This window comes from Methanofollis fontis (assembly GCF_004297185.1).
GTDB classification, from domain to species: domain Archaea; phylum Halobacteriota; class Methanomicrobia; order Methanomicrobiales; family Methanofollaceae; genus Methanofollis; species Methanofollis fontis.
Map to the genome: position 1 here is coordinate 1 of NZ_PGCL01000005.1, position 23,015 is coordinate 23,015.

The window sequence follows — 23,015 nt, forward strand, 5'->3', positions numbered from 1 at the left end:
TTGGGCGCAATGCGTTATATACCTTACCACTCCGCCCCGGAAAGGACGGAGAAGCCAGGAATACAACCATCACAACCACAAACAGACCAGTCGAGTGACGAATGGTCCCTGTTGCCCCCGTGTGCTAACAATGTTGGTGCATCCGACATAAATAGCCTTGCACACCTAATCAGTCTCCAGACGCCCCTGCCCCCCGACAAGGTCTGCCGTCTTGAAATAGCGCGAGAACTCCGGCGTTGTCTGGAGCACATAACTCCTGCCGCTCCGGTGCCGCGCCACCAGATCGCGCTTCACCAGCTCCTCGACATGGGCATAGGCGCCACTCCCACGCACCTCGACCAGATCGCTCTGGAGGATCGGTTGCCGGTAGGCGATCACCGACAGGGTGCGCAGCACGGCCCTGGAGATCTCGGGGCGCATCACCGGATAGACGAGGTCCGCATACTCCTCCTTCAGGACCAGAAACACGCCCTCACCAGAGTCGATGACCTCAAGCGGAGACGAACGGAGCGCAAGGCGTTCAGCAAGATCCGATGCAATGGAGGAGATCTCGTCCCGACCAGCACCGAGCATCTTCGCCAGAACCTCATAACTCACCGGGGCATCTGCCACAAAGAGCACCGCCTCAAGCATGGTTGTCCTGTCCATCCTCATTCCTCCTCACATAGAGATCGCCAAAATATTCCTCCTGCCATACCTCAACCTTTCCATCCAGCATCAGGAAGAGGAGCGGGATATAAATATCCATCGCCCCCTTCCCGAGCGACGAACAGAGAGACGCAAGCGTCACCGTCTTTCCATCCGAAGATAGTTCATCACAACACGCCAGCACCGCCGATGCCGCACCCTGATAGTCCTCGTCATGGGCGACCGAGACCACATCAGCCGCACGGATCAACCGTTCGTCCTCATGTTCAGAACGCTGGCGCTGACGGCGGCGCTCCTCCTTTTCCGCCGCCTTCAATTCGGTGATCAGTTCGTACAGCGTCACCGGACGGCGACGGATCTTCTTCCTGCCAATCCGGCGCTGGATCTCGCGTTCAAGGTGTTCGATCGGTTCGGCGAGATCGGACGGACCAAAGTCCTCCTCCTCATCCTCAAAACATACCTCCTCGTCCTCAGACCCCTCATCCATCGTGGAGGCGAGGTACTCAGACTTCATCCTGAGCAGGGTTGCTGCATAGAAGAGCGTCCGTCCGGAAACACGCAGATCCAGTTCGCGGCAGCGCTCCATCTCTGAGAGGAAGCGGTCGGTTACCTCGACGATATCAATATTCCATGGATCGATCTCGCCCCGCTCCGCGAGTTGAACCAGGATCTCTACGGGCTCCTCATCCATGATTCTCGACACCGGTCACGAGCGTGCTCTTGTCCGGACGGATGGTCACCCCCATGATCCTGTCCGCATGTTCAATCATCGGTTTTCGCAGCGAGACCGAGATGAACTGGGCATTGCGGGAGAGTTCCCGGATCATGGACGCCACCTGCTCCACATTCGAACCGTCAAGGAACATATCCACCTCGTCAAAGGCATAGAAGGGGGCAGGAAGATATTTCTGAACCGAAAAGAGGAACGCAAGCGTCGTCAGGGATTTTTCTCCGCCCGAAAGCGCAGAGAGCAACTGCACCTTCTTGCCGCGAGGCTGGACCGCAAACGTGAGACCACCGGCGAAGGGGTCGTCCTGGTTCGCCAGCACCAGATGACCGCTGCCGGCAGTAAGGCGGGCAAACGTTTCCCTGAAATGGGCATCGATCGCCGTAAACGCCTTCATAAACGAATCATATTTCATCTGGTCGAACCGCTCGATCCGCTCCAGAATAGAGGTCCGTTCGGCAGAGAGCACCTCTTTTTTCCGGGTGCGCTCCTCGATCCGATCACAGACGCGGCCGTACTCCTCGATGGCGAGCATGTTCACCGCCCCGATTGCCCGCAGTTCACGGTCGGCGCGGGCGATCCCCGCCTCGATCTCCTGCAGGGAGAGATCGGTCTCTGTGCCCGCATGCTCCTTCAGGGTGGCGATCTCAGCAGCCATCGCCTCCGCCTTCTCGGTCAGCGATGCGATACTGAGACGGATGCGATCGGACTGTGCATTCAGCCCTGCCACACGCCGTTCAGACTCGGCGATCCGCGCGGCGATCTCCTCCCTTTTTTGGCGGAGAGCATCAATCTCCGCAGAAAACGACTTCTGGCGTTCTTCAAGGGCGGCGATCTCGGCCCGGGCATCCTCGATATCGACCGTCGCCGCGGCAATTTCGGCGTCGATCTCCGCATTTTTACCGGCAAGGCGTTCCCGCTCAAGGGATAACTCCTCCACCCGTTTCTCGAAGTACTGCCGCTCCCGCTGGGCGTCCGTGATATCCGCCTCTTTGTTGCGGAGGCGCCGCTCGACGCCCTCCAGCTCCCGGCGTTTTCGCTCAAGTTCCTCGGTCAGGCGGGGGATCTCCGTATCCTCAAGTCGTTTTTTGAGCGTTTCAATCCCGGCATTGAGTGTGGACAGGAGATCCGAGACCTCATCAAGCCCGCTCTCGATCTCTGCGAGGTTTTGAGAACTCCCGGTCACCTCGGCCTTCAATGCGGAGAGGCTTGCGGCAAGCTCCTCCTCATCCTCCCGCCGGGAGGCGATCCGCCGCTCGTAGTCCTCGAAAACAAGGGCATGGCGGGCGATCTCCTGTTCGATCTCTGAGCGGCGGCGCCGTGCACCATCCACCTCGGCGGTCAGGCGTTCGACCGAACGTTCGAATTCAGCAGCTTCCTCCCTTTTTTCAGCGAGGGAGGATGAACGACGGGCGATCTCATCGTCAACCGCCGCACCAAAGCCCCCCTCCCCTTTCCGCTTCTTCAGGTAACCGCCAGTCATGGCACCGGAGCGCTCCAGGAGATCGCCCTCCAGGGTGACCATCCGGTACTGCCCGATGAGGCGGCGGGCATTTGCCAGTGTATCCACGACGACCGTCCCGGCAAAGACCTGCTGGAATGCACTGTCATACGCCGGATCAAATGAGAGGAGATCCTTTGCATAGCCAATGACACCCTGGCCCCGAACAGGCGGATATTCCCGTGTGCGGAGCTTGTTCATGGGCAGGAAGGTCAACCTGCCAAGCCGCTCCTCCTTCAGGTAGCGGATTGCATCCGAGGCCACGGTATCGTCATCGGTCACCACGTACCTGATCTTCCCGCCCGCGGCGATGTTGAGCGCCGTGGCGTACTCGGGCGGCGCCCTGCCCAGGCGTGCGATCGTGCCGTGCACCCCTTCCATTGCAAGCACCGCATCGAGCGCCGGTCCACCTGCCTCACCACTGGACTGCTGCTGCGCCTCAAGCCGCATCAGCTCCCGTTCGTCGTTCTGGATCTCCTTTCGGATCTGTTCAAGAGTGGAGCGGCGCCCGAACAACCCGCTCTCCGACTCAGAAAGCCGCCGATCGAGGTTCGATTTCTCCGCAGCCAGGTCAGCCGCCGCCTTCCGCGCCGTCTCGATCTCGCCGGAGAGGTCGGAGTCTCCCTTTCTGATCCCGTCAAGGCGACCCTCAATACGCTCCATCTCCGAGGTTCGCATCCTGCTCTTCTCGATGAGAAGATCCTGCTCATGCAGGAGGGCGGACCTCCGGTCCCGCAGGCTTCCGGCCTCCTGAATCCGTGAAAAGAGCAGATTTTTGAGGTCTTCGGCCTCCTTGCCCCCCCGAGAGATCTCCGCCTCAAGGTTGCCGATTGCCGCCCGGGCCCCCGCCTCCTCCATTGCGAGGTTCGCCCGGTCGATCGAGAGGGTGCGGACCTGGTCGGTGCACTGCACCGCACGCTCCGCCGCCCTTTTCTCGTCGAGGTAGGCGCGATTGATCCCTTCGAGGTTCCCCTCTTTCTCCTTTTTCAACCGTCCAATTGTGCCTTCTGCAACCTTGATCCGCCCCTTCGCCCCCTCAAGGGCCGAGATCATTTTGAGATACTCGCTCCCGCTCTTCTCATTGATCTCGGCATCTGCCTCCCGCAGATCGCCCCTCAGATACTCAAGGTCGTTCTCCTCGATCCCGAGGTCTGAGAGGGTGCGTTCGAGCCCGATCCGCTCCTCCTCGATCCCATCGATGATACGTCTGTGCTCTTTCTCCCGTTCACGCAACTGTGCCGCCGCCCGGCAGCTCTGGAAGTGATCCAGTTCCCCCTTCCAGTGCTGGTAGGCGAGCGCCTGCTCCCGCTCCTGCTTCAACTCCTCCTGCCGGGTGTTCAGCTCAAAGAGCACAATCTCTTCGCGCTCGATACGCTCACGCACCACCTCGAGTTCGGCAAGGGCGCGAGACTTCTTCCCCTCAAACTCAGAAACACCGGCGATCTCGTCGATGATCCGCCGGCGATCGCCATCGCTCATCTCCATGATCCGGGTGATGTCGCCCTGCATCACCACATTATATCCTTCGGGCTTAATCCCGAATTTTGCAAGAAACTCGACGACATCGCCCAGTTTCACGAGTCTGCCGTTGAGGTAGTTGTAGGAATAGTAGTTTGAGGCCGTCCGCTTGATCCGCCGCCTGATCTCGGTACCATCAGAGAAGGTGATCGCCACCTCGGCCGTATTCTTTCCCGAGTTCAGATTTATCAGGTCGGTGAGTTTTTCTGCCCGCAGACCGCGTGCGCTCGAGAGGGAGAGGGCAAAGAGCAGACTGTCAATAATATTGCTCTTTCCAGAACCGTTCGGCCCGGAAATGACAGTAAAACCCTCTAAAAATGGAATTGAAGTCTTTTTTGCAAAAGACTTGAAGTTGTCGATCTCAATTCCGGTTATGTGCACCTGGCAACCCCTTAGCGGGTAATGGAGTCATCATCGTCCTCTGCAATGATAACAGACGAAGATTTCGTCTCTCTCCCCTTCCGGGAACCCTTCCGCCGGTCATCGCCCAGTCCGGCAGGGGCCTGATACTTCGAAGGGGCGATGATATAGGACGACCCGGTCCTCCTTTCTCGCTTGAGTGTTCCGTCGGGCTGCATGATCAGGTCCATACCGCTCTGGTCCTCATCTTCCTCAACGGGCTCTGGTTCTTTTCTGACCCTGACAGATTTTTTCGCCTCAATTGAAGGTTTTGCAACTTCGATGACGGGCGCTGGCTCCTCGATCACCACACGAGCCGCACGCTCCTTTTCTGCCGCCCTTTCTGCCTCAATACGCGCTTCAAAGGCACGATAGAGTTTATTGGTCACGCTCTTGAGGTCGAGCACCTCTTCGGTGAGGCCCTTGACGAGTGCCTCCGTTTCTCTCAACCGTTGTTCGAGGCGGTAGACCCGCTCGTCCTCCGGTGATGCAAAAGTTCTCTCCTGGTCCCGCATTGATACGATCTCCCTCTCCCTCTCCTCAAGTTGATGCTCAAGAAATTTCACTTTGGCATCCTTTTTGAGCATATTTTCCCTCAGAATAAAGATGTTTCTATTGACCTATAAGGATTGTGTTCGCTTCTTCCACCTTTCGCCCGGTACCGGTGGGAAAAATCGGTACGGACCACGTAAGTGAGAGAACAGGATAGTGCCGGACATCACTGTTCACGGCGGTCTGCTACACAGGAGGGATATGAAAAACAGCGAACCATACATCCCGGAAATGACTGCACCAGATCGGAAGCGCCGCATGTCAGGTGGCCCTCAGGATTCTGCGACCATTGAATCAGTTTCCGCATAGAAAAGGGCGGTTGGATGCGCACGGACGAAGACATAATACCGATCAATGCGATGTTTTTATACATGTCTCATCTTGCCTCTACCGACCCCGAAGTCGCAGAACTCATCGAAAATGAGCGTCTGCGGCAGACAAACGGTCTTGAACTGATCGCATCCGAAAACATCGTCAGCAAGGCCGTCCTCGAGACCACGGGCTCGATCATGACCAATAAGTATGCAGAGGGCTACCCGGGCAAGCGATACTATGGCGGGTGCGAATACTATGATATCGTCGAGAACCTTGCCAGAGACCGCCTCTGCCAGCTGTTCGGGGCAGATCACGCAAATGTCCAGGCGCACTCGGGCTCAGGCGCCAATATGGCAGTGTACTTCGCCACCATCAACTACGGCGACAAGATCATGTCGATGAAGCTCTCTGAAGGCGGTCACCTCTCCCATGGTTCCCCGGTCAGCTTCTCCGGGAAGATGTACGATGTGGTGCAGTATGGCGTCGACCACGAGACCGAGCGCCTGGACTATGCCGACCTTGCCGAGATGGCGCGAAAAGAGAAGCCACAGATGATCGTCTGCGGCGCATCCGCCTACCCCCGTGAGATCGACTTCAAGGCCTTCGGCGAGATCGCCGCCGATGTGGGCGCATACTGTGTCGCCGATATCGCACACATCGCTGGCCTCGTCGCCGCCGGACTCCACAACTCCCCGGTCGGCGTCATCCCCTTCACGACCACGACCACGCACAAGACCCTGCGCGGCCCCCGCGGCGGCGCCATCCTCTGCGACAGCGAATATGCGCAGGCGATCGACAAGGCGATCTTCCCGGGTCTGCAGGGCGGTCCGCTGATGCACATCATCGCTGCAAAGGCCGTCTGCTTCAAGGAAGCGCTCCAGCCCGCCTACAAAGAATATTGCCGGCAGGTCATCAAAAACGCCCAGACGCTGGCCGCAACCCTGGAGGGCGAAGGGCTCCGCCTCGTCTCGGGCGGCACGGACAACCACCTGATGCTGCTTGACCTCTCGGACCGCAAACTCACCGGTCTGCAGGCAGAGAACACCCTCCATGATGCCGGGATCACCGTGAACAAGAACACGATCCCGCGCGAGACCCTCTCTCCCTTCGTGACGAGCGGTCTCCGCATCGGCACGCCGGCCGTCACCTCCCGCGGCATGAAAGAGGAGGAGATGAAGACGATCGGGCACTGCATCGCCACTGTGCTGAAGAATATCGAGAACGCAGAGCGCATCGCAGAGGTGAAGGCAGAGGTCGAGGCGCTTTCGAGCAGGTTCCCCATCTACGCGGTAACAGAATGATACTCGACGGCAAGGCGCTCTCTGAGAAGAGACTGGAGATCCTGAAGGAGCGGATCGAGGAGTCGGGGCTCCACCCCCACCTCGCCACCGTCCTGGTGGGGCAGGACCCCGGTTCACAGCTCTATGTCAGGATGAAGCACCGGGCCTGCGAGCGGGTCGGGATCGGATCAGTCGGGATCGAACTCCCGGAAACGGCCACGACGCAGGAGGTGCTCTCGGCGGTGAACCGCCTCAACAATGACTCCGAGATTTCGGGGATCCTGGTGCAGCTTCCCCTGCCCGCACAGGTGGATACCGAACAGGTGATCAGCGCCGTCCTCCCGGAAAAGGACGTCGACGGTTTCCATCCCCTCAATATCGGGAAACTCTACACCGGTCATCCCGGATTTGTGCCCTGCACTCCGCAGGGCGTGATGACGATCCTCTCCGAGTACGGGATCGAGACTGCGGGCAAGCGCGCCGTGGTCATGGGGAGGAGCGTGGACGTCGGACGCCCGATGGCCGCACTCCTCCTGAACGCCGATGCCACGGTGACGATCTGCCACTCCAGGACCAGGGATCTCGCAACGGTCACGCGGGAGGCCGACATCCTTATTTCCGCAATCGGAAAGCCCCGTTTTGTGACGACAGAGATGGTGAAGGAGGGGGCCGTGGTCATCGATGTCGGTACCAACCGTGACGAAAATGGGAAACTCTGCGGAGATGTCGATTTCGATGCCGTTAAGGAGCGTGCATCGGCGATCACCCCGGTGCCCGGCGGTGTCGGCCCGATGACCATCGCCACCCTGATGGAGAACACCTTCGCGGCGGCCCGGGCGCGATCATGCGGCCCTGTGCTATAAACGGGATGGCGGTCGGGGGCGGCGCCCCCCCGCGCCTGATGGGCGTGATCAATTGCAGCCCTGAATCTTTTTTTTCCGGTTCCTTTGTTCCCTGCAGGTCGATCAGGGAGCGGGCGCTCTCGATGATCGATGAGGGGGCCGACCTCATCGATATCGGGGCGCGGTCCACCGCACCCGGATCGGCCCCGATCCCGGTGAAAGAGGAGATCGAACGGATCACCACCGCCCTCACCGAACTCGACGGGAGCGGGATCACCGTCTCGGTCGACACCATGCACGCCGGGGTGCTGGAGGCCTGTCTCCGCCACGACGTCCATGTGCTCAACGACATCGGCGGCCTCCATGACCCGGCGATCACCAGTTGCGCAGCCGCTGCCGGGCTGCCGGTGATCGCCATGGCAGCAGAACGGCGCCCCGGGGACGCCCGCGGCACCGAGGCGACCCTCGCCGCCCTGCGGCATGTGGGGATACGCGCCGCAGAGGCCGGGATCAAGCACCTGATCCTGGACCCGGCGGTCGGGCGATGGACGGAAGAGCGGACGTTTGAAGATGACTGGGACCTCTGCCGTTCGTTCCCACGATTTTCAGAACTCGGATATCCGGTCATCCTGGCAATATCACGAAAATCGTTCATCGGGGACCTCATAGGACGTCCAGCAGCCGACCGTCTGGCCGGCACCCTGGCCCTGACGGCCCGCCTCCTCCCCCATGCCGATATGGTCAGGGCGCATGATGTGGCCGCAACAAGGGACGCCATTTTTGTGATCAGAAAGTGCACGGAGATGTGATGAGCGACTGGTTCTGTGTCTATGCCCTCCGGACGGATCTGATCGGCGAGGGGGACGACATCGGTGAGGCGGTGACGGCGGCCGCGGGCAGGGCGGAGTGCGTCGGCATCCAGGACGACGATATCATTCTGGTGGCCGAGTCGGCGGTGGCCACGGCTGAAGGGGCGGCCGTCCATCTCGATACAGTCGTCCCCTCCGAAGAGGCACTCCGCTATGCCGAACGCTATCATATCGAACCCAGGATCGCCGAGGTGGTGCTCAGGGAGTCCGACCGTGTTGTCGGCGGCATACCCGGCTTCCTTCTCACCCTCAAGAACGGCACACTCCTCCCGAATGCCGGGGTGGACCACTCCAACGCACCGGACGGCACCGTGGTCCCCCTGCCGGCTGATCCGGATGCCAGTGCGGCGTCGATCCGGGAACGGATCCGGGAACTGACCGGAAAAAACGTCGGGGTGTTTGTGATAGACTCCAGAACGCATGCGATGCGTCTCGGGTGCAGCGGGGTGGCCATCGGGTGCTCGGGGCCGATGGCCGTCGTGGACGAGACAGGACGCTGCGATCTCTTCGGCAGACGGCTTGAGGTGACAAAACGGGCCGTTGGGGACTGCCTCGCTTCCACCGCCGAGCTCCTGATGGGCGAGGCCGACGAGTGCGTACCGGCGGTGCTCATCCGGGGGACGGGGATCGCAATCGGGGACGAACAGGGCATCCCCTCGATCGACGCCTCAGAGTGTCTCTTTATGGGTGCGGCGCTCAACGCCGACCCGTCCACCTTCAACAGACAGCACAAACCCGAGTGATTGGAGGCAACGACGGGCCTCGCCCCGCCCGTGGATCAAAACCTCCACAAGGTCCTCTTTTTCGTCCACGTCGGTATGCAGCCTGAAGGAGTCGATGACCTCAACCGAGAGTCCGGCCTCATCGGCGATCGCCATATGCTTCAGGAAACTGGCGCCATAATAGTCCGCCCTGAACCGCCCCGGGTGCCTGAGGAAGATGGCGTTCGTCCCCCCGCCGCGCCCGGGAACGATCCCCATATCGGCCTCCGTCGAGACCAGGCGCCGGATCGCCGCCCCGTCGGCAAGCGGGAGATCGCCCATGATGATCAGGAGAGGCGAGGAGGCGGCCGAGAGCACACGGTTCAGGGATTCGTTCAGGCCGTCGGCATCGACGCAGACTTCTGCCGTCGGGTGGAGATAGGGGGCGGTGCAGAGGAGACGGGGCGAACACCCGCCCTCGCAGGATGCGGCGATCACATCGGCGAGCATGGCCCGCGCAAAGGTCTCGCGCTCCTCCTGCTCCATCACACAGGAGAGGCGGGTCTTGGGGTTCTTCGGTTTAAAGGGTATGACAGCGTCAATGGCCATTCATCAGAGGTTGGTGCGGTTTCGCAAAAAAGCATGTGTTATGCTGCACAGCAGGTGATGCGCCCCGTCCACCCCGCCGGGCACCGTCCCACGAAGGTTACATCAGGGTTGAGGGGGAATGGTACCTGCATGCACCGCAGGGTGATCACCTTTTCGAGGAACGTCTTCCTTCCGCTCACCACCGTCTGCACCAATGTCTGCAGCTACTGCACCTTCAGGCGCCCGGTGGAGGAGGGGTGCGTGATGCCGCCCGAAGACGTCCACCGGACGATCGATGAGGGCGTTGCACTCGGATGCACCGAGGCCCTCTTCACCTTCGGCGAACGGCCCGGAGAAGTGCCCGGTTTTTCCGATCACCTTGCAGCGCTCGGCTATACCGACATTCTCGACTACTGTTATGATCTCTGCGGGTATGCCATCGGAGCCGGCATCCTCCCGCATACGAATGCCGGCATCCTGACCTATGAGGAACTTGAACGCCTCCGCGAGGTGAACGCCAGCATGGGTCTGATGCTGGAGACGACCGCAGAGGTGCCGGCCCATCGCAACTCACCGGGCAAGGATCCGGCGGTCAGGATCGCCATGATCGAGGACGCCGGGAGGCTGCACATCCCCTTCACCACCGGCATCCTGATCGGGATCGGCGAGGGCCCCCGTGACAGGCTTGAGTCGCTGGAGGTGATCGCAGACCTCCACCGCCGCTACGGGCATATCCAGGAAGTGATCGTCCAGAACTTCTGCCCGAAGGAGGGGACGGAGATGGCCGGGTTCGCCCCGGCATCGACGGCTGAGATGGCAGAGACGATCCGCGCCGCCCGGGAGATCCTCCCCCCCGAGGTCGCCGTCCAGATCCCGCCGAACCTTGCCGACGCCCGCCGCCTGATCCGGTGCGGGGTGGACGACCTCGGCGGCGTCTCCCCGCTCACCATCGATTATGTCAACCCCGAACACCCGTGGCCGCAGATCGATGCCTTGAAATCCCTTGTCGGCGACGCCACCCTGCGCGAGCGTCTCTGCATCTACCCCCGCTTCATCGAGCGGGGATGGTATCCGGCATCTCTGGCCACGCTGATCCACACACTCCAGAAACAGATAGAGGAGAGGTCTTTGTGACTGAACAGCAACCCATCTACCGCGGAAAGGCGAAGTCCATCTTCCGCTCGGACAACCCGGACGAACTGATCGTCTCGTTCCGGGACGACATTACCGCCTTTGACGGTGCAAAAAAAGACGAACTGACGGACAAGGGAGTCTACAACGCAACGGTCTCGGCCTACCTCTTCGGACGCCTGGAGGAGAAGGGCATCGCGACCCATTTCGTGCGGATGGAGGACGAACGCACGATGATCGTGCGTCCCCTGACGATGATACCCGTCGAGGTGATCGTCAGGAACGCCGCTGCCGGGTCGCTTGTGCGCAACTATCCCTTCGAGGAGGGGCAGCGCCTGGACCCGCCGGTGATCGTCCTGGACTACAAGGACGACGCCCGCCATGACCCGATGATCAATGAGGAGATCATCGTCGCCCTCGGTCTGATGACGGCCGAGGAGATCGATGCCGTAAAGACGATCGCCCTGCAGGTCAACGACCTGTTGCGCGCAGAGTTCGGGCGTATCGGCCTTGACCTGGTCGATTTCAAACTGGAGTTCGGTCGCCACGGCGATCGGATCCTGCTCGGCGACGAGATCTCGATGGACTCCATGCGCCTGTGGGACATGGAGACGCACGCATCGATGGACAAGGACGTCTACCGCTTTGACAAGGGCGACGTGATGGCCACCTATGCCACCGTCGCAGAACGACTGACTGGAGCGTGAGAAGTATGAACTATACCGCAAAGATTACCATCAGCCTGAAGGAGGGGATGCTCGATCCCGAGGCGCGTGCGATCCAGCATGCCCTTGCAAACCTCGGGTTTTCGACCGATGCATTGAGCACCGCCCGGGTGTTTTTCATCACCCTGCAGGCGGAAAACGTTGAGGCCGCAAAGGCCGAGGCCACCCGGATGTGCGAGCGTCTCCTCGCCAACCCGGTCATCCACCGCTACGAGGTCGAGGTCGGCGCATGAGGTTCGCGGTGGTCCAGTTCGGGGGGAGCAACTGCGACCGCGACGTCCACCACGTCGTTTCCGATGTTTGCGGCGTTGACTGCGACCTCGTCTGGTACAAGGACGGCATCACCCGTGACTACGACGCCATTGTCATCCCGGGCGGGTTCAGTTATGGCGATTACCTCAGGGCCGGCGCCATTGCGGCCAGGACACCGGTGATGGAGGCCATCAAACAGCATGCAGAGGCCGGAAAACTGGTGCTCGGGATCTGCAACGGCGCCCAGATCGGGGCGGAGACAGCACTGGTGCCGGGCACGTTCACCACCAACGCCACCCCGAAGTTCATCTGCCGCCCGGTCTGCCTGCGGGTCGAGACCGAGGACACCCCCTTCACCAGGGAATACCGCACCGGCGAGGTGATCCGCATACCGATCGCCCACAAGGAGGGGCGCTATGTGGCCCCGGCCGAGACCCTTCGCACCCTGAATGCCGAGAAAAGGGTCGCTTTCCGTTTCTGCGACGAGCAGGGGAATGTCACGCCTGCCGCCAACCCGAACGGTGCGGCCGAGAACATCACCGGTGTGATCGGCGGGAACGAGCGGAACGTGCTCTGCATGATGCCCCACCCCGAACGGGCGTCTGAGGAGGTGCTCGGATCCGACGACGGGCGTCGGATCTTCACCGGGATGATCCGGAGCATCGAAGACCGGGAGAACGGCAAAGGTCAAGCATAGGTGAGTCGAGGTACCTGTATGGCAGATCTCTCTCAGGAAGAACTCGAGCAGGAGATCCTCGAGTGGGCACAGGAATATGCGCGTAAAAACGGCTGGGTGCTCAACTCGAACGACGATCAGCTCAGAACCGTGATCCGGGGACTGGCACGAAACTCCCTCCGCTTTGGCGAACGATACTGCCCGTGCCGCATCAGGAGCGGCGATCCCGAAGAGGACAGGAAGATCATCTGCCCCTGCATCTACCACCGCGATGAGGTGGAGAACGAGGGGCAGTGCCATTGCAACCTGTATTTCGGGAAGAAAGAAGATTAGATCGGGGCTGTCCCGAGGCGGTAACGGGGATCACACCACCCCCTTAATCCGATCAGGAGGGGTTCCGCGGGTCGGTCCATGGATGGCCCGCTCTCACAACATTCCAGAAGGAAAGAACCTTCAGCAAAACCCGCTGCATCCATCCTCCTGCATTTTTTTCATCACTACCGGCTTATTCGCACCGAAGAGAAGACTCCGGGCGGATCACCCCCACATTTCCGAAATCGATGAAGGCGAGGCGCCCGTCAGGATGATGACGATGGTGCCGCGGAACGCGGGGAACGCCAGAAAATTTTACAGGCGGTCCCGCACTCTCCCGGCAAGACTCTTCCAGGGATAGGGGACGACCGTCATCAGGAGGGCGGCGGCGACGATCGGGAGCAGGAGCAGAGAGAGGGCCGTACCCAGGGACGAGGCGTCGGCGATTGCACCGCTCGCCGCCACGCCGAGTCCGCCCGCACCCACGGCGAGGCCGAGCATGAGGCCGGATGCGAGTCCGGCGCGGCCCGGCAGCACCTCCTGCGCCATTGCCACTGTCACCGAGAAGGTGGACCAGAGGAGAAACCCGAAGAGGAGGAGGGCCGCATAGGAAAGCACCCCCGAGGTCGAGATGAACAGGAGGAAGGGGAGGACGGCGGCAGAGAGCCCGAAGAGGGTGTACTCCTTGCGGCCGTAACGGTCGGAGAGGTGGCCCCCCACATACTGCCCGACAACACCGGCGACGAGCATCAGGGAGACCAGGGCATCGGCGGTGAGGAGATCGACGCCCAGTTGTGCGTGGATATAGGCCGGCAAATAGGCGATGGAGCCGAAGATTACCCATGACCTGAGGGCGCCGACAGTGATGAGCAGGAGGATGGGTCGATAGGAGAGGGGACCGGTGTCCTCCACATCAGTGGCGCCGGGATGGTCGCCGGAACCGCCGCGGCCTGGCCTGAAGACCAGGAAGGCGATGCCGGCGATGATGCCGGGGATGACCAGCCAGACAAGACCGGGGAGACCGAAGGCCACGACGATCAGCCCGGCAAGCACCGGCCCCACCGCAAACCCGAAATTCCCCCCGATCACGAATATCGAGGTGATGCGACCCCTGTTCTCGGCCCTGCTGAGACGGTTGACGGCGGCCAGAGCGGTGGGATGGAATGTGGCATGACCGATCCCGGCACAGCAGGCGCAGATGAGCAGGAGGGGATAGGCCTCCACAACCCCGTAGGCACTGACCGCCACCGCCGAGATGATGATCGGCAGCCCGATCGGGATCAGTGCACCCCGCCGATCGGCCGCCATCCCGGCGATCGGCTGGAGGAGGGATGAGGTGATGTTGAAGGCCGCCGCCAGCACGCCGGCGGCGAAGTAGGAGTAGCCATAGGAGGCGATGAGCAGGGGAAGAATAGCCGGAATAACCGGGGAATAGATGTCGATGACGAAATGACCGGCAGATAGACCAAGCACGCCGCGCAGGCGTTTCAGCATCCGGCACCCCGCTCGATACGCAGGACCTCGACCGCGATCTCGACGGCCTCACGCCGATGGAAGGAGAAGGTGCGGGGGATGGTGAAGGCACCGCCGACAGCGGCGGTGATCATTGCCCGGTCCCCGATATAACGCTCCACAAACCGGCGTGAACCGGCATTGAAGATCCCGTAGACCACCGGAGCGGTGGAGAGGGCGCAGTCGATGAAAGGGCGGTCGGCATGCCGCCGCTGCGCCCCGAAGGGGGGGTTCATCACGACGGTGTCGAAGGTGTCGGCCCGGATCGGAAACCGACCCCCGACCTCGCCGCGGATCAGGTCCAGATCGACCCCGAGGGCGGCGGCATTCTTCCGCGCCACGCCCAGGGCACCGCGGTCGCAGTCGATGCCGGCGACCGTCTCAGCACCGAGGAGCGCCGCCCCGCCGGCAAGCACCCCGGTGCCGCACCCGAGATCGAGCACCCGACACTCCCGGATCGCCCCCTCCCCCGCCGCATGATAGAGGAGGCGTGCCGCAACAACGGCGGGGGTCGCATACTGCTCGAGCTCGGGTCGGGGTGCGGGAAAACCGGAAAGGCGCTGGAGGGCCATTTCAAGGTGGCGAAGGCGCATATCTGGTAGATTATACGGGTGTAGAGGGGATGAAGGTACCGGATGGGGCGGGCGGTCTGCCCCTTGACGCCGCAACCTGATAGCAGGTGCCGTTGTACTCCACCACCGCCGGCACCAGAGTCCCCCGCTCATTCACAGCGAGCATATACCCCCATAGCGCCTCCTCCTCCGCTTCCGTCAGCACCACCGAGCTCCACCCCTCGCCCGGGGGCAGAAACGGGGCGAAGAGCGACGGACAACGGACCATCTTCATGCCGACCACCAGTTCACGGAGGGCGGGATGCTCCCTGAAGTCATCCTCATCCAGGACGATGACCGGCACAGAGGGATCGGCGGGGACGGTGCAGGGGTAGGCAACCAGATAATCCAGCGATCCATCCAGTACGAGGGGAAATAAGGCACAGAACAGAGCCGAAACCGCAAGGCAGACGCCGCAGAGGATCAGCAGGCGCCGGAGTGCGGGTCGCATGACCGACCCATGCCCCCGGACACCTTAAACCTGACGACAGATCACTCAATCTCGTCGATGGCATAATCCTCCCATGCCCGCACACCGCAGAGGATCTCGAACTCCTGCGGGGAGAGGAGGGGCACCGGGAAGCGGACCTGGTCGTCGTAGGCGAGGCGCGGGCAGGCGGTGTTCACATATGCCCCGCACCCGAAGTTCGTCATCTCGGCGGCGGTCACCTCCCGCATGGTGATCACCATCGCCCGCTCCGAGAGGGCGGCGAGTCGGGCGGCGAGGTCGGGCCGCGCCTGCCCGCTCTTGGTGGAGAGGATGATCCCGATCGTCTCGGCCTTCCGGGCCCGTTCGATCAGGGCGAAACGCCGCCTCAGCAGGCGATCGGCATTCACCTCCTGCACCTCCCCGGTGTAGGGGTCGAGGGCGACGACCCGTTTCCCGGTCGCCAGAGCCACGCCGATTGCATGAAAGACGCCGGTGCCGATATAGAGGATTTCCGTGGAGGAGAGGGCTCTCGCCGTCGCATAACTGCATCCCAGCACCTGACCGGCATGGGGTGTGCGCCCGCCGCCAGGGGCGATCTCGGTCTCGAGACCCTGGTCAGCGAGCACGCCGGCAACCGCATCAAGCATATGGGCGTGCTGGACCGTGGTGACCAGACCGACTCGCGGACCCTGGAGGAGGGGGACGGCGGCGGCGGCGGACGCCGGATCGAATTCGAGGGGATACTCCCAGTAGATCACCCCGCTCCGCTCCTCCACCGGGGCATGACCGATATGCACCAGGAGGTCGGCAGCGGTCAGGGCCACGGCATCCAGGGCAAGGTCACAGGCGCCATAGCAGGGATCGCCGGCGACGGCCGCCACCTCGATCCCCTCGGCCCGCAACTCCCGCACCAGGGGCGCCGCCTGCCGCTTCAGTCCGTCCGGGAACTGGAGGACGATCCGCTCCCCGCCGGCGCGGCGGATCCGCGCCGCCAGTTCAGCGGCAGGTATCGACGACATGGACGCCGCTTTCATCGACTTCAATGCTGACGAGTGTCGTAAAGGGGCGCCCGACATCGGCCTCGCCCCGCCGGATCACCACACAGATATCCGCAATCTCCGCTCCAGCGCCTTCAAGGGCGGCAATGACCGCCCGCATCGTCCCGCCGGTAGAGATGACGTCATCGATCACGGCGACCCGGTCGCCCCGCTCGATCCCGTTCAGGTAGAGTTCGCCGGACGAGTATCCGGTGGACTGGTGGACAGCGACCTCGCCGGGGAGGTTGTACTGCCGTTTGCGCATGATCGTCAGGGGGATGTCGGTCATCATCGAGAGGGTGGTGCCGATATGGATCCCCATCGCCTCGGCGGTGACGATCTTGTCCACGCCCGCAAGGTCCATCACACAGACCATGGCGCAGGCGACCTCGCGCAGCAGCGCCGGTTCGACGATCGGCACGCCGTCGGTGATCGGGTGGATGAAATAGTTATACTCCCCCCGCCGCACCATCGGGCAGGATTCAAGCGATTCAATCAGTCTTCTGAGCATTGTTGTCACCAATATCCCTGAGAAACTCTTCGATCACACTGAGGTGCACATGCGGCATCATCACCGTGCGCATATGCCCGCGCCGGGTCCAGGAGACGCGCCATCCCGGCGGCACATGGTCCGCATGGAAGGTGGCCACGTTCAGGTCGGGCGTGACCGCCCGCCGGTAACCAAGGGTCTCCATCCCGGTGATGAGGCGTTTCGTGTTCTTCATGCACCCCCTGACGATCGCCGCAAGCCCGCTCTTTCCGAGGTACTCGAGCACGGCAAAGGCGCCGACGACCGCCCCGCCTGAACGGGTGCCGGCAAGGGTGCACTCCTGCTTCACCGTCAGGTAGGGCGTCTCCACGTTCAGGAGGTCAAACCAGGAGGGTTCTCGCACCAGCAGACTGCCGCACGGGATGGTGCTCATCCCCATCTTATGCGGGTCGATTGCGATGCTCGAGACCCCCTCCAGGGAGAAGTCGAAGGGGATCTCCTGCTTCAGAAAGGGGATCACAAAACCGCCGAATGCAGCGTCCACATGGAGCGGGACGCCGGTATCGTGGGCGATATCGGCGATGGCGGCGATGGGATCGACGACGCCGTACTCGGTCGTGCCGGCAATCGCCACAACCGCACAGGTATCGGCATCGATCGCCTCCTGCAGGGCATCGGCGTCCATCCGGAACGAGTCGTCGCACGGCACCGTGCGCATGCCGAGGGAGAGGATATCGCAGGCCTTCTCGAAGGAGAAGTGCGCCGACTCAGGGACGACGATATTGGGCCTTGAAGAAGCCTTCATCTTCCGGAAGATCCGCAATGCCTGGAGATTGGACTCAGTGCCGCCTGAGGTGGCGTAACCGCCGGCACGCCGGTGATGGAGCAGGTCCCCGATACGCTCGATCAGCAGGGCCTCGATCTCTGCGGTGCCCCGGAACAGACCGGGATCGCCGAGGTTTGCCTCGAGGAACATCTGGTGGGCGCGGGCCGCAACCGGGTGAGGAATGGTGCACATCGAGCTGAGCACATGATGATAACTGGAATCCTCCCCCTTCTTGAGGGAGAGGAAGGAAAAAAGTTCCTCCTCTGAGCGTCCCTCTTCAAGCATTGGTGCGTCTCACCGAATCGAGGATCATCCGCATCTCGGTCCGCGCCGCCGTCTCCCGGATCTTCGGGACGGCGTCGATATTGGCCGAAACGCTGGAGATGCCGTTTTCGATCAGCCACTCGACCATATTCGGGTCAGAACCCGCCTGCCCACAGATGGAGCACTCCACACCATACTCGCGGCAGACGGCAATGGCGTCCTTTATCAGCTTGAGTACGGCCGGGTGCTTTGGCAGGTACATGCTGGAGACAAGTTCGTTGTTCCGGTCGATGGCCAGGGTGTACTGGATCAGGTCGTTGGTGCCGAAGGAGGCGAACGAGATGCCGGCCTTGCAGAAGTCCTCGATCAGGATTGCAGAGGATGGGATCTCGATCATCACACCAAGGGCCACCTCGGTGACATCCACGCCCCACTCCTCAATCAGCGCCTTCGCCTGGATGAACTGGTCGGGGTGAGAGACGAGCGGAAACATCAGACCAAGGTTGTCGTAACCGGCGCCCCAGAGGCGTTTGAAGGCCTCGATCTGCATCCTGAACTGCTCAGGGCTCTGGAGATCACGGCGGATGCCGCGCCACCCGAGCATCGGGTTGTGCTCGATGGGTTCGTCCTCGCCGCCGAGCATATTCCTGAACTCGTCGGTCGGTGCATCGAGGGTTCTGACCCAGACCGGTTTGCCCGGGAAGGCGTCGAGCACCACCTTGATGCCGTTATAGAGCTCGGTGATGAACTCCTCTTCCTTGCCCTGCGAGATGTACCAGCCCGGCGTCTTGTTCAGGCCCAGGATCATGTGCTCGATCCGCAGCAGCCCCACGCCGTCCGCCCCGGTGGCGGCGGCGCGCCCCGCGGCTTCGGCGAGGGATACGTTCACCTTGATGCTCGTCGCCGTGATGATCGGGGCCGCTGCGACCGCACCGGCGGCCGATACCGCCGCACCGGCGGCTGCAGATGGAGTGGCTGCCTCGGCGGCCGCACCCTCAAAGACCAGCCCCTTTTCACCATCAATGGTGATGATCTGGCCGTTTTTCAGGTTCTTTGTGGCCTTCTTCGTCCCGACGACCGCCGGGGTGCCGAGCTCGCGGGAGACGATGGCGGCGTGGCAGGTCATGCCACCCTCATCGGTGACAATCCCGGAGACCTTGCGCATCGCGGGCACCATGTCGGGATTGGTCATCTTCGCCACAAGGATGTCGCCCTCCCTGACCTTGCCGAGGTCCTTGATGTCATGGACGATGATCACCGGACCGCTGGCCATGCCCGGAGACGCACCGTTCCCTTCCAGGATGATCCCGCCAAGACCGCCGGATGCACTCGAGGGCTTTGAGGACATGCCGATTGTGGTGATCGGTCGGGACTGCAGGATATAGACCGTCCCTCCGACGGTCGCCCATTCAAGGTCCTGCGGGAGGCCGTAGTGGTTCTCAGAGATCTCGGCGAAACGTGTGAGATCCTCGATCTCGGCGTCGGAGAGGACCGGTTCGTCCTGCTGGTCCGCAGGAACGCTTACCAGTTCGGTGCCGTGTTCACCGACCGGTACGATCATATACTCCTTGTTCGAGACCAATCGGTCGACGATGCGGTTCAGCCGGCGGTCGTATACATATTTGTCCGGTGAAACGCTACCGGAGACAACCGCTTCACCAAGGCCCCATGAGCCCTCGATGATGGTGAGCGGTTCGCCGGTGACAGGGTGCGATGAGAACATGACGCCCGATTTTTCCGACCGGATCAACTGCTGGATAACGACGGCGATATTGACGGTCCGGTCGTCAAAGCCCTGTTTCGAGCGGTAGTAGATGGCCCTGGCCCCATAGAGGGAGGCCCAGCACATCTGCACCGCTTCAAGGACCGCCGCATCACCCTTGATATTCAGGTAGGTTTCCTGCTGGCCTGCAAAGCTGGCATCAGGGAGGTCTTCAGCCGTTGCGCTCGAACGGACTGCGACCACAACGTCCTCAGGCTCCATCTTCGCATAGGAGGCTATGATCTCTTCCCTGATCCCGTCCGGCATCTTCGCCTCAAGGACCATATCCCTGACGCTCCGGGAAACCTGCTCGAGTTCGTCGCTATCCTCGACATCGACATCTGTGAGTAAATCAAAGATGGAGTCCTCCAGACCGGTTTCCACCAGGAACTTCCTGAAGGCCTGGGCGGTTACAACAAATGCTCTGGGTACGGGCAGCCCGACAGAGGTCATCTCACCGAGGGAGGCACCTTTTCCCCCGACGGAAGGAATATCGTCCTTTGAAATCTCTTCGAGCCACAAAATGTTGGGCATTTCGGTCATTTTCGCACCACCTATAACATATGCCTGACGATTATTATAGATTCTCCTGGTATGGGTTTCACCGCGGAGAGCGAGTGGATATCACTGGTAAAAGGAGGAGGATCCGGGGAGAACGGGAGCGCCCCCATAGAAACCAATATATATCTGTTTTGAAAAACAGACCGCGACCCTCAGACCCATGATGGGAGGGCCTGCCGCCGACCTCAGGGGGAGTATTTTCCGGCCCGAACCGCCGGCACACCGTGGCCGCAGCCGTTTTCATAAAAAAACATGAATACCCCAGGGCACCATATATGATGGGGTTTCACTTGAAATACAGAGTCCTTGTCAGCGATCCGCTGGCCGAAGAAGGGATCGACATCCTCAGGGCGACATGTGACGTGGACGTCAGGACCGACCTGAGCGAAGAACAGTTGATCGACGTCATCGGGGATTACGACGCCATCCTGGTCAGGAGCGGGACCGAGGTGACGGCGCCGGTGATCGAGGCGGGAACACGGCTGAAGTTCATCGGGCGTGCCGGCGCCGGTGTCGACAATATTGATACCGAGGCCGCCACCCGCCGCGGCATACCGGTGGCGAACGCACCCTCCGGCAATACGATGGCCGCCACCGAACACACGATGGCCATGATGCTGTCCCTGGCCAGGAACATCCCGCAGGCAACGGCATCATTGAAGAAGAAGGAGTGGAAGCGTTCAAAGTTCATGGGGGTCGAGCTGAACGAGAAGACCCTCGGGATCGTCGGTCTCGGTCGGATCGGACGGGAGATCGCAAAGCGTGCGATCGCCATGGACATGAAGATCGCCGGATACGACCCCTTCATCACGAAGGAGAACGCCGCCCAGATGGGTGTCGAACTGATGGAGGTCGATGACCTGGTGAAGGTATCGGACTTCATCACCGTGCACACCCCCCTGACGCCGGAGACGCGCCACCTGATCAATGCAGAGCGGGTCGCCACGATGAAGGACGGCGTCCGGTTGATCAACTGTGCCCGCGGCGGGATTATCGACGAGCAGGCGATGTACGACGGTCTGGTCTCCGGCAAGATCGCGGGCGCCGCCCTCGATGTGTTTGAGAGCGAACCTCCGTTTGAGTCCCCGCTGCTGACCCTCGACACCGTGATCGTCACCCCGCACCTGGGTGCGAGCACTGTCGAGGCCCAGAAGAATGTCGCCGTCTCGGTGGCAAAGCAGTGCCTTGCGGTGTTTGCCGGCGAACCGGCGAAGTATGCGGTGAATGTCCCGATGGTGCCCCCCGACCAGCAGGAGCAGATGGAGCCCTATGCCGTTCTGGGCGAGAAAATGGGAAAACTCATCGTCCAGCTCGTTGAGGGCCGGATCGAGGCGGTCGATATCACCTATGGCGGCGACCTTGCAAAGAACCGTTTCACCCGCTACATCACCCGGAGCGTCCTCAAGGGACTCCTCGACCCCATCCTCCGGGAACCGGTGAACTTCGTGAACGCCGAGTTCGTCACAAAGGAGCGCGGGATCAGGGTGGCAGAAACCGTCACCGAGGCGGCGCAGGGGTTCAAGAACCTGATCACCCTGAAGGTGCGGACCGACGCCGGCGAAGAGACCATCTCCGGCACGGTGTTCTCGCGGGACCGGATCCGGATCACGTCCATCGGCGGTTACACGATGGACATGGTGCCTGAGGGCTGCGTGATCATCTCCCGCCACCTCGACAAACCGGGCGTGATCGGCCGCGCCTCCACCATCCTGGGCGAGGCGGAGATCAATATCGCCGGCATGCAGGTGGGTCGCACCAAGCGCGGCGAAGAGGCGATAATGGTCCTGAACGTCGATTCCGAGGTCTCAGCAGAGGTCATGAAAGAGATCAGGACGAAGGTCGGGATCTTCTCCGCAAAGTTCGCCAAACTCTAGAATACCTTTGCGCGAGGGTGTTCTGCACCCCGTATTTTTTTGCCGGACGTTCCCGCCCTCAACAATGTTTATATCAAAAAAGGTGCAACCTATAGAGAGTCTGATAACCGGACACGAACGGGCTCGTGGTCTAGCTGGTTATGACGTCGCCTTGACATGGCGGAGGTCCTGAGTTCGAATCTCAGCGGGCCCATACCCTTTTTGAGAAAATCATCTACCAACATTTATCAAACGGAAATTTCAGCGCCAGAACGTTTGATGAAATGATCCATCAGAATAATTATTCATGCGATTTCTCCTGCACAACGGCAGAGAATGCTTGCCGCTGTTTTCCCCATTAAAGAGCAAAATATCTCCCTGCACGGTATTTCTCATATGTGCAGGCATTGACGCTTGGGCGCACACCAGGATCCGGATTCCGGTGCCAAACCAGACCCCTCTTTTCCGGTCGCTCCGGAGAGGCACCGGAGGGACCATCTCCCCACGCTGAACAGAGACCGTTATGACCTCTGTAACCCATTTCAGCAGGATCCACGCGGGGCGAAAGGTCCCCTGTCAAAAGATGCAAAATAGGGGTCCTGATTCGCATATCGACCATTATTCAGCAATCCT

At 61.3% G+C, this 23,015-nt stretch carries 22 protein-coding genes and 1 tRNA gene; 11 read left to right on the forward strand and 12 right to left on the reverse strand.

Annotated features, from left to right (window positions below; translation table 11 throughout):
* Positions 1-165 precede the first annotated feature (165 nt).
* Genes scpB through CUJ86_RS10330 form a run of 4 tightly spaced genes read right to left on the reverse strand, consistent with a single transcriptional unit; the run spans position 166 to position 5,308 of the window.
* Positions 166-648 (reverse strand): SMC-Scp complex subunit ScpB, encoded by a 483-nt coding sequence (scpB, locus tag CUJ86_RS10315; protein ID WP_165394877.1) that lies wholly within the window; start codon positions 646-648, stop codon positions 166-168.
* Entirely contained in the window at positions 626-1,339 is a 714-nt protein-coding gene (locus CUJ86_RS10320) for a segregation/condensation protein A (RefSeq protein ID WP_130647503.1), read from the reverse strand. The genes scpB and CUJ86_RS10320 overlap by 23 nt, the downstream gene beginning before the upstream one ends.
* Positions 1,332-4,775, reverse strand: coding sequence for a chromosome segregation protein SMC (smc, locus tag CUJ86_RS10325; RefSeq protein ID WP_130647504.1), 3,444 nt, complete (start codon positions 4,773-4,775; stop codon positions 1,332-1,334). The genes CUJ86_RS10320 and smc overlap by 8 nt, the downstream gene beginning before the upstream one ends.
* Positions 4,776-4,786: 11 nt before the next feature.
* Positions 4,787-5,308 carry a hypothetical protein gene (locus CUJ86_RS10330; RefSeq protein ID WP_235855655.1) on the reverse strand — a complete coding sequence of 174 codons (522 nt, stop codon included), beginning with the start codon at positions 5,306-5,308 and terminating at the stop codon, positions 4,787-4,789.
* Positions 5,309-5,716: 408 nt separating this feature from the next.
* Between CUJ86_RS10330 and glyA the strand changes: the two genes are divergently transcribed.
* The 4 genes from glyA to cofE are packed head-to-tail and all read left to right on the forward strand — an operon-like array spanning position 5,717 to position 9,394.
* Positions 5,717-6,961, forward strand: a complete 1,245-nt coding sequence (gene glyA / locus CUJ86_RS10335; protein ID WP_130647506.1) for a serine hydroxymethyltransferase — start codon at positions 5,717-5,719, stop codon at positions 6,959-6,961.
* Positions 6,958-7,803: a bifunctional methylenetetrahydrofolate dehydrogenase/methenyltetrahydrofolate cyclohydrolase FolD gene (folD, locus tag CUJ86_RS10340; RefSeq protein WP_130647507.1), complete on the forward strand. Its 846-nt coding sequence runs from the start codon at positions 6,958-6,960 to the stop codon at positions 7,801-7,803. The genes glyA and folD overlap by 4 nt, the downstream gene beginning before the upstream one ends.
* Before the next feature lie 5 nt (positions 7,804-7,808).
* Positions 7,809-8,591, forward strand: coding sequence for a dihydropteroate synthase (folP, locus tag CUJ86_RS10345; protein WP_235855657.1), 783 nt, complete (start codon positions 7,809-7,811; stop codon positions 8,589-8,591).
* The gene (gene cofE / locus CUJ86_RS10350; protein WP_130647509.1) at positions 8,591-9,394 is read left to right on the forward strand and encodes a coenzyme F420-0:L-glutamate ligase; all 804 of its coding nucleotides are present in this window, start codon (positions 8,591-8,593) and stop codon (positions 9,392-9,394) included. The genes folP and cofE overlap by 1 nt, the downstream gene beginning before the upstream one ends.
* Here the strand turns inward: cofE and cofC are convergent.
* Positions 9,320-9,961: a 2-phospho-L-lactate guanylyltransferase gene (cofC, locus tag CUJ86_RS10355; protein ID WP_130647510.1), complete on the reverse strand. Its 642-nt coding sequence runs from the start codon at positions 9,959-9,961 to the stop codon at positions 9,320-9,322. The genes cofE and cofC overlap by 75 nt on opposite strands.
* 129 nt (positions 9,962-10,090) lie before the next feature.
* Between cofC and cofG the strand changes: the two genes are divergently transcribed.
* From cofG to CUJ86_RS10380, 5 genes are read left to right on the forward strand one after another with little or no spacing between them, the layout of a single operon-like run.
* Positions 10,091-11,074: a 7,8-didemethyl-8-hydroxy-5-deazariboflavin synthase subunit CofG gene (gene cofG / locus CUJ86_RS10360; protein WP_130647511.1), complete on the forward strand. Its 984-nt coding sequence runs from the start codon at positions 10,091-10,093 to the stop codon at positions 11,072-11,074.
* A complete protein-coding gene (gene purC, locus CUJ86_RS10365; protein ID WP_130647512.1) occupies positions 11,071-11,778 on the forward strand; it encodes a phosphoribosylaminoimidazolesuccinocarboxamide synthase in 708 nt (235 codons plus the stop codon). The genes cofG and purC overlap by 4 nt, the downstream gene beginning before the upstream one ends.
* A 5-nt stretch (positions 11,779-11,783) precedes the next feature.
* On the forward strand, positions 11,784-12,029 hold the full coding sequence (gene purS, locus CUJ86_RS10370) for a phosphoribosylformylglycinamidine synthase subunit PurS (protein ID WP_130647513.1): 246 nt from the start codon (positions 11,784-11,786) through the stop codon (positions 12,027-12,029).
* Positions 12,026-12,745: a phosphoribosylformylglycinamidine synthase I gene (purQ, locus tag CUJ86_RS10375; RefSeq protein ID WP_130647514.1), complete on the forward strand. Its 720-nt coding sequence runs from the start codon at positions 12,026-12,028 to the stop codon at positions 12,743-12,745. Before purS ends, purQ begins: the two co-directional genes overlap by 4 nt.
* Before the next feature lie 18 nt (positions 12,746-12,763).
* The gene (locus CUJ86_RS10380; protein ID WP_130647515.1) at positions 12,764-13,057 is read left to right on the forward strand and encodes a ferredoxin-thioredoxin reductase catalytic domain-containing protein; all 294 of its coding nucleotides are present in this window, start codon (positions 12,764-12,766) and stop codon (positions 13,055-13,057) included.
* Positions 13,058-13,351: 294 nt separating this feature from the next.
* On the opposite strand, the gene CUJ86_RS10385 is transcribed toward CUJ86_RS10380, so the two are convergent.
* From CUJ86_RS10385 to ppsA, 7 genes are read right to left on the reverse strand one after another with little or no spacing between them, the layout of a single operon-like run.
* The gene (locus CUJ86_RS10385; protein ID WP_130647516.1) at positions 13,352-14,530 is read right to left on the reverse strand and encodes an MFS transporter; all 1,179 of its coding nucleotides are present in this window, start codon (positions 14,528-14,530) and stop codon (positions 13,352-13,354) included.
* The gene (locus CUJ86_RS10390) at positions 14,524-15,141 is read right to left on the reverse strand and encodes an METTL5 family protein (RefSeq protein WP_130647517.1); all 618 of its coding nucleotides are present in this window, start codon (positions 15,139-15,141) and stop codon (positions 14,524-14,526) included. Before CUJ86_RS10390 ends, CUJ86_RS10385 begins: the two co-directional genes overlap by 7 nt.
* Before the next feature lie 10 nt (positions 15,142-15,151).
* Complete coding sequence (locus CUJ86_RS10395) at positions 15,152-15,610, reverse strand: hypothetical protein (RefSeq protein WP_130647518.1); 459 nt, start codon at positions 15,608-15,610, stop codon at positions 15,152-15,154.
* 41 nt (positions 15,611-15,651) lie between these two features.
* Positions 15,652-16,623 carry a diphthamide biosynthesis enzyme Dph2 gene (gene dph2, locus CUJ86_RS10400; protein WP_235855658.1) on the reverse strand — a complete coding sequence of 324 codons (972 nt, stop codon included), beginning with the start codon at positions 16,621-16,623 and terminating at the stop codon, positions 15,652-15,654.
* Positions 16,586-17,137, reverse strand: a complete 552-nt coding sequence (hpt, locus tag CUJ86_RS10405; RefSeq protein ID WP_130647519.1) for a hypoxanthine/guanine phosphoribosyltransferase — start codon at positions 17,135-17,137, stop codon at positions 16,586-16,588. Before hpt ends, dph2 begins: the two co-directional genes overlap by 38 nt.
* Entirely contained in the window at positions 17,118-18,227 is a 1,110-nt protein-coding gene (gene mfnA / locus CUJ86_RS10410; RefSeq protein ID WP_130647520.1) for a tyrosine decarboxylase MfnA, read from the reverse strand. Before mfnA ends, hpt begins: the two co-directional genes overlap by 20 nt.
* Positions 18,220-20,511 carry a phosphoenolpyruvate synthase gene (ppsA, locus tag CUJ86_RS10415; protein WP_130647521.1) on the reverse strand — a complete coding sequence of 764 codons (2,292 nt, stop codon included), beginning with the start codon at positions 20,509-20,511 and terminating at the stop codon, positions 18,220-18,222. The genes mfnA and ppsA overlap by 8 nt, the downstream gene beginning before the upstream one ends.
* A gap of 296 nt (positions 20,512-20,807) precedes the next feature.
* On the opposite strand from ppsA, the gene serA reads away from it, so the two are divergent.
* Both serA and CUJ86_RS10425 read left to right on the forward strand, forming a co-directional pair.
* Positions 20,808-22,403, forward strand: coding sequence for a phosphoglycerate dehydrogenase (gene serA, locus CUJ86_RS10420; protein WP_130647559.1), 1,596 nt, complete (start codon positions 20,808-20,810; stop codon positions 22,401-22,403).
* A 119-nt stretch (positions 22,404-22,522) separates the two neighbouring features.
* A tRNA-Val gene (locus CUJ86_RS10425) sits at positions 22,523-22,596 on the forward strand.
* Positions 22,597-23,015: the final 419 nt, after the last annotated feature.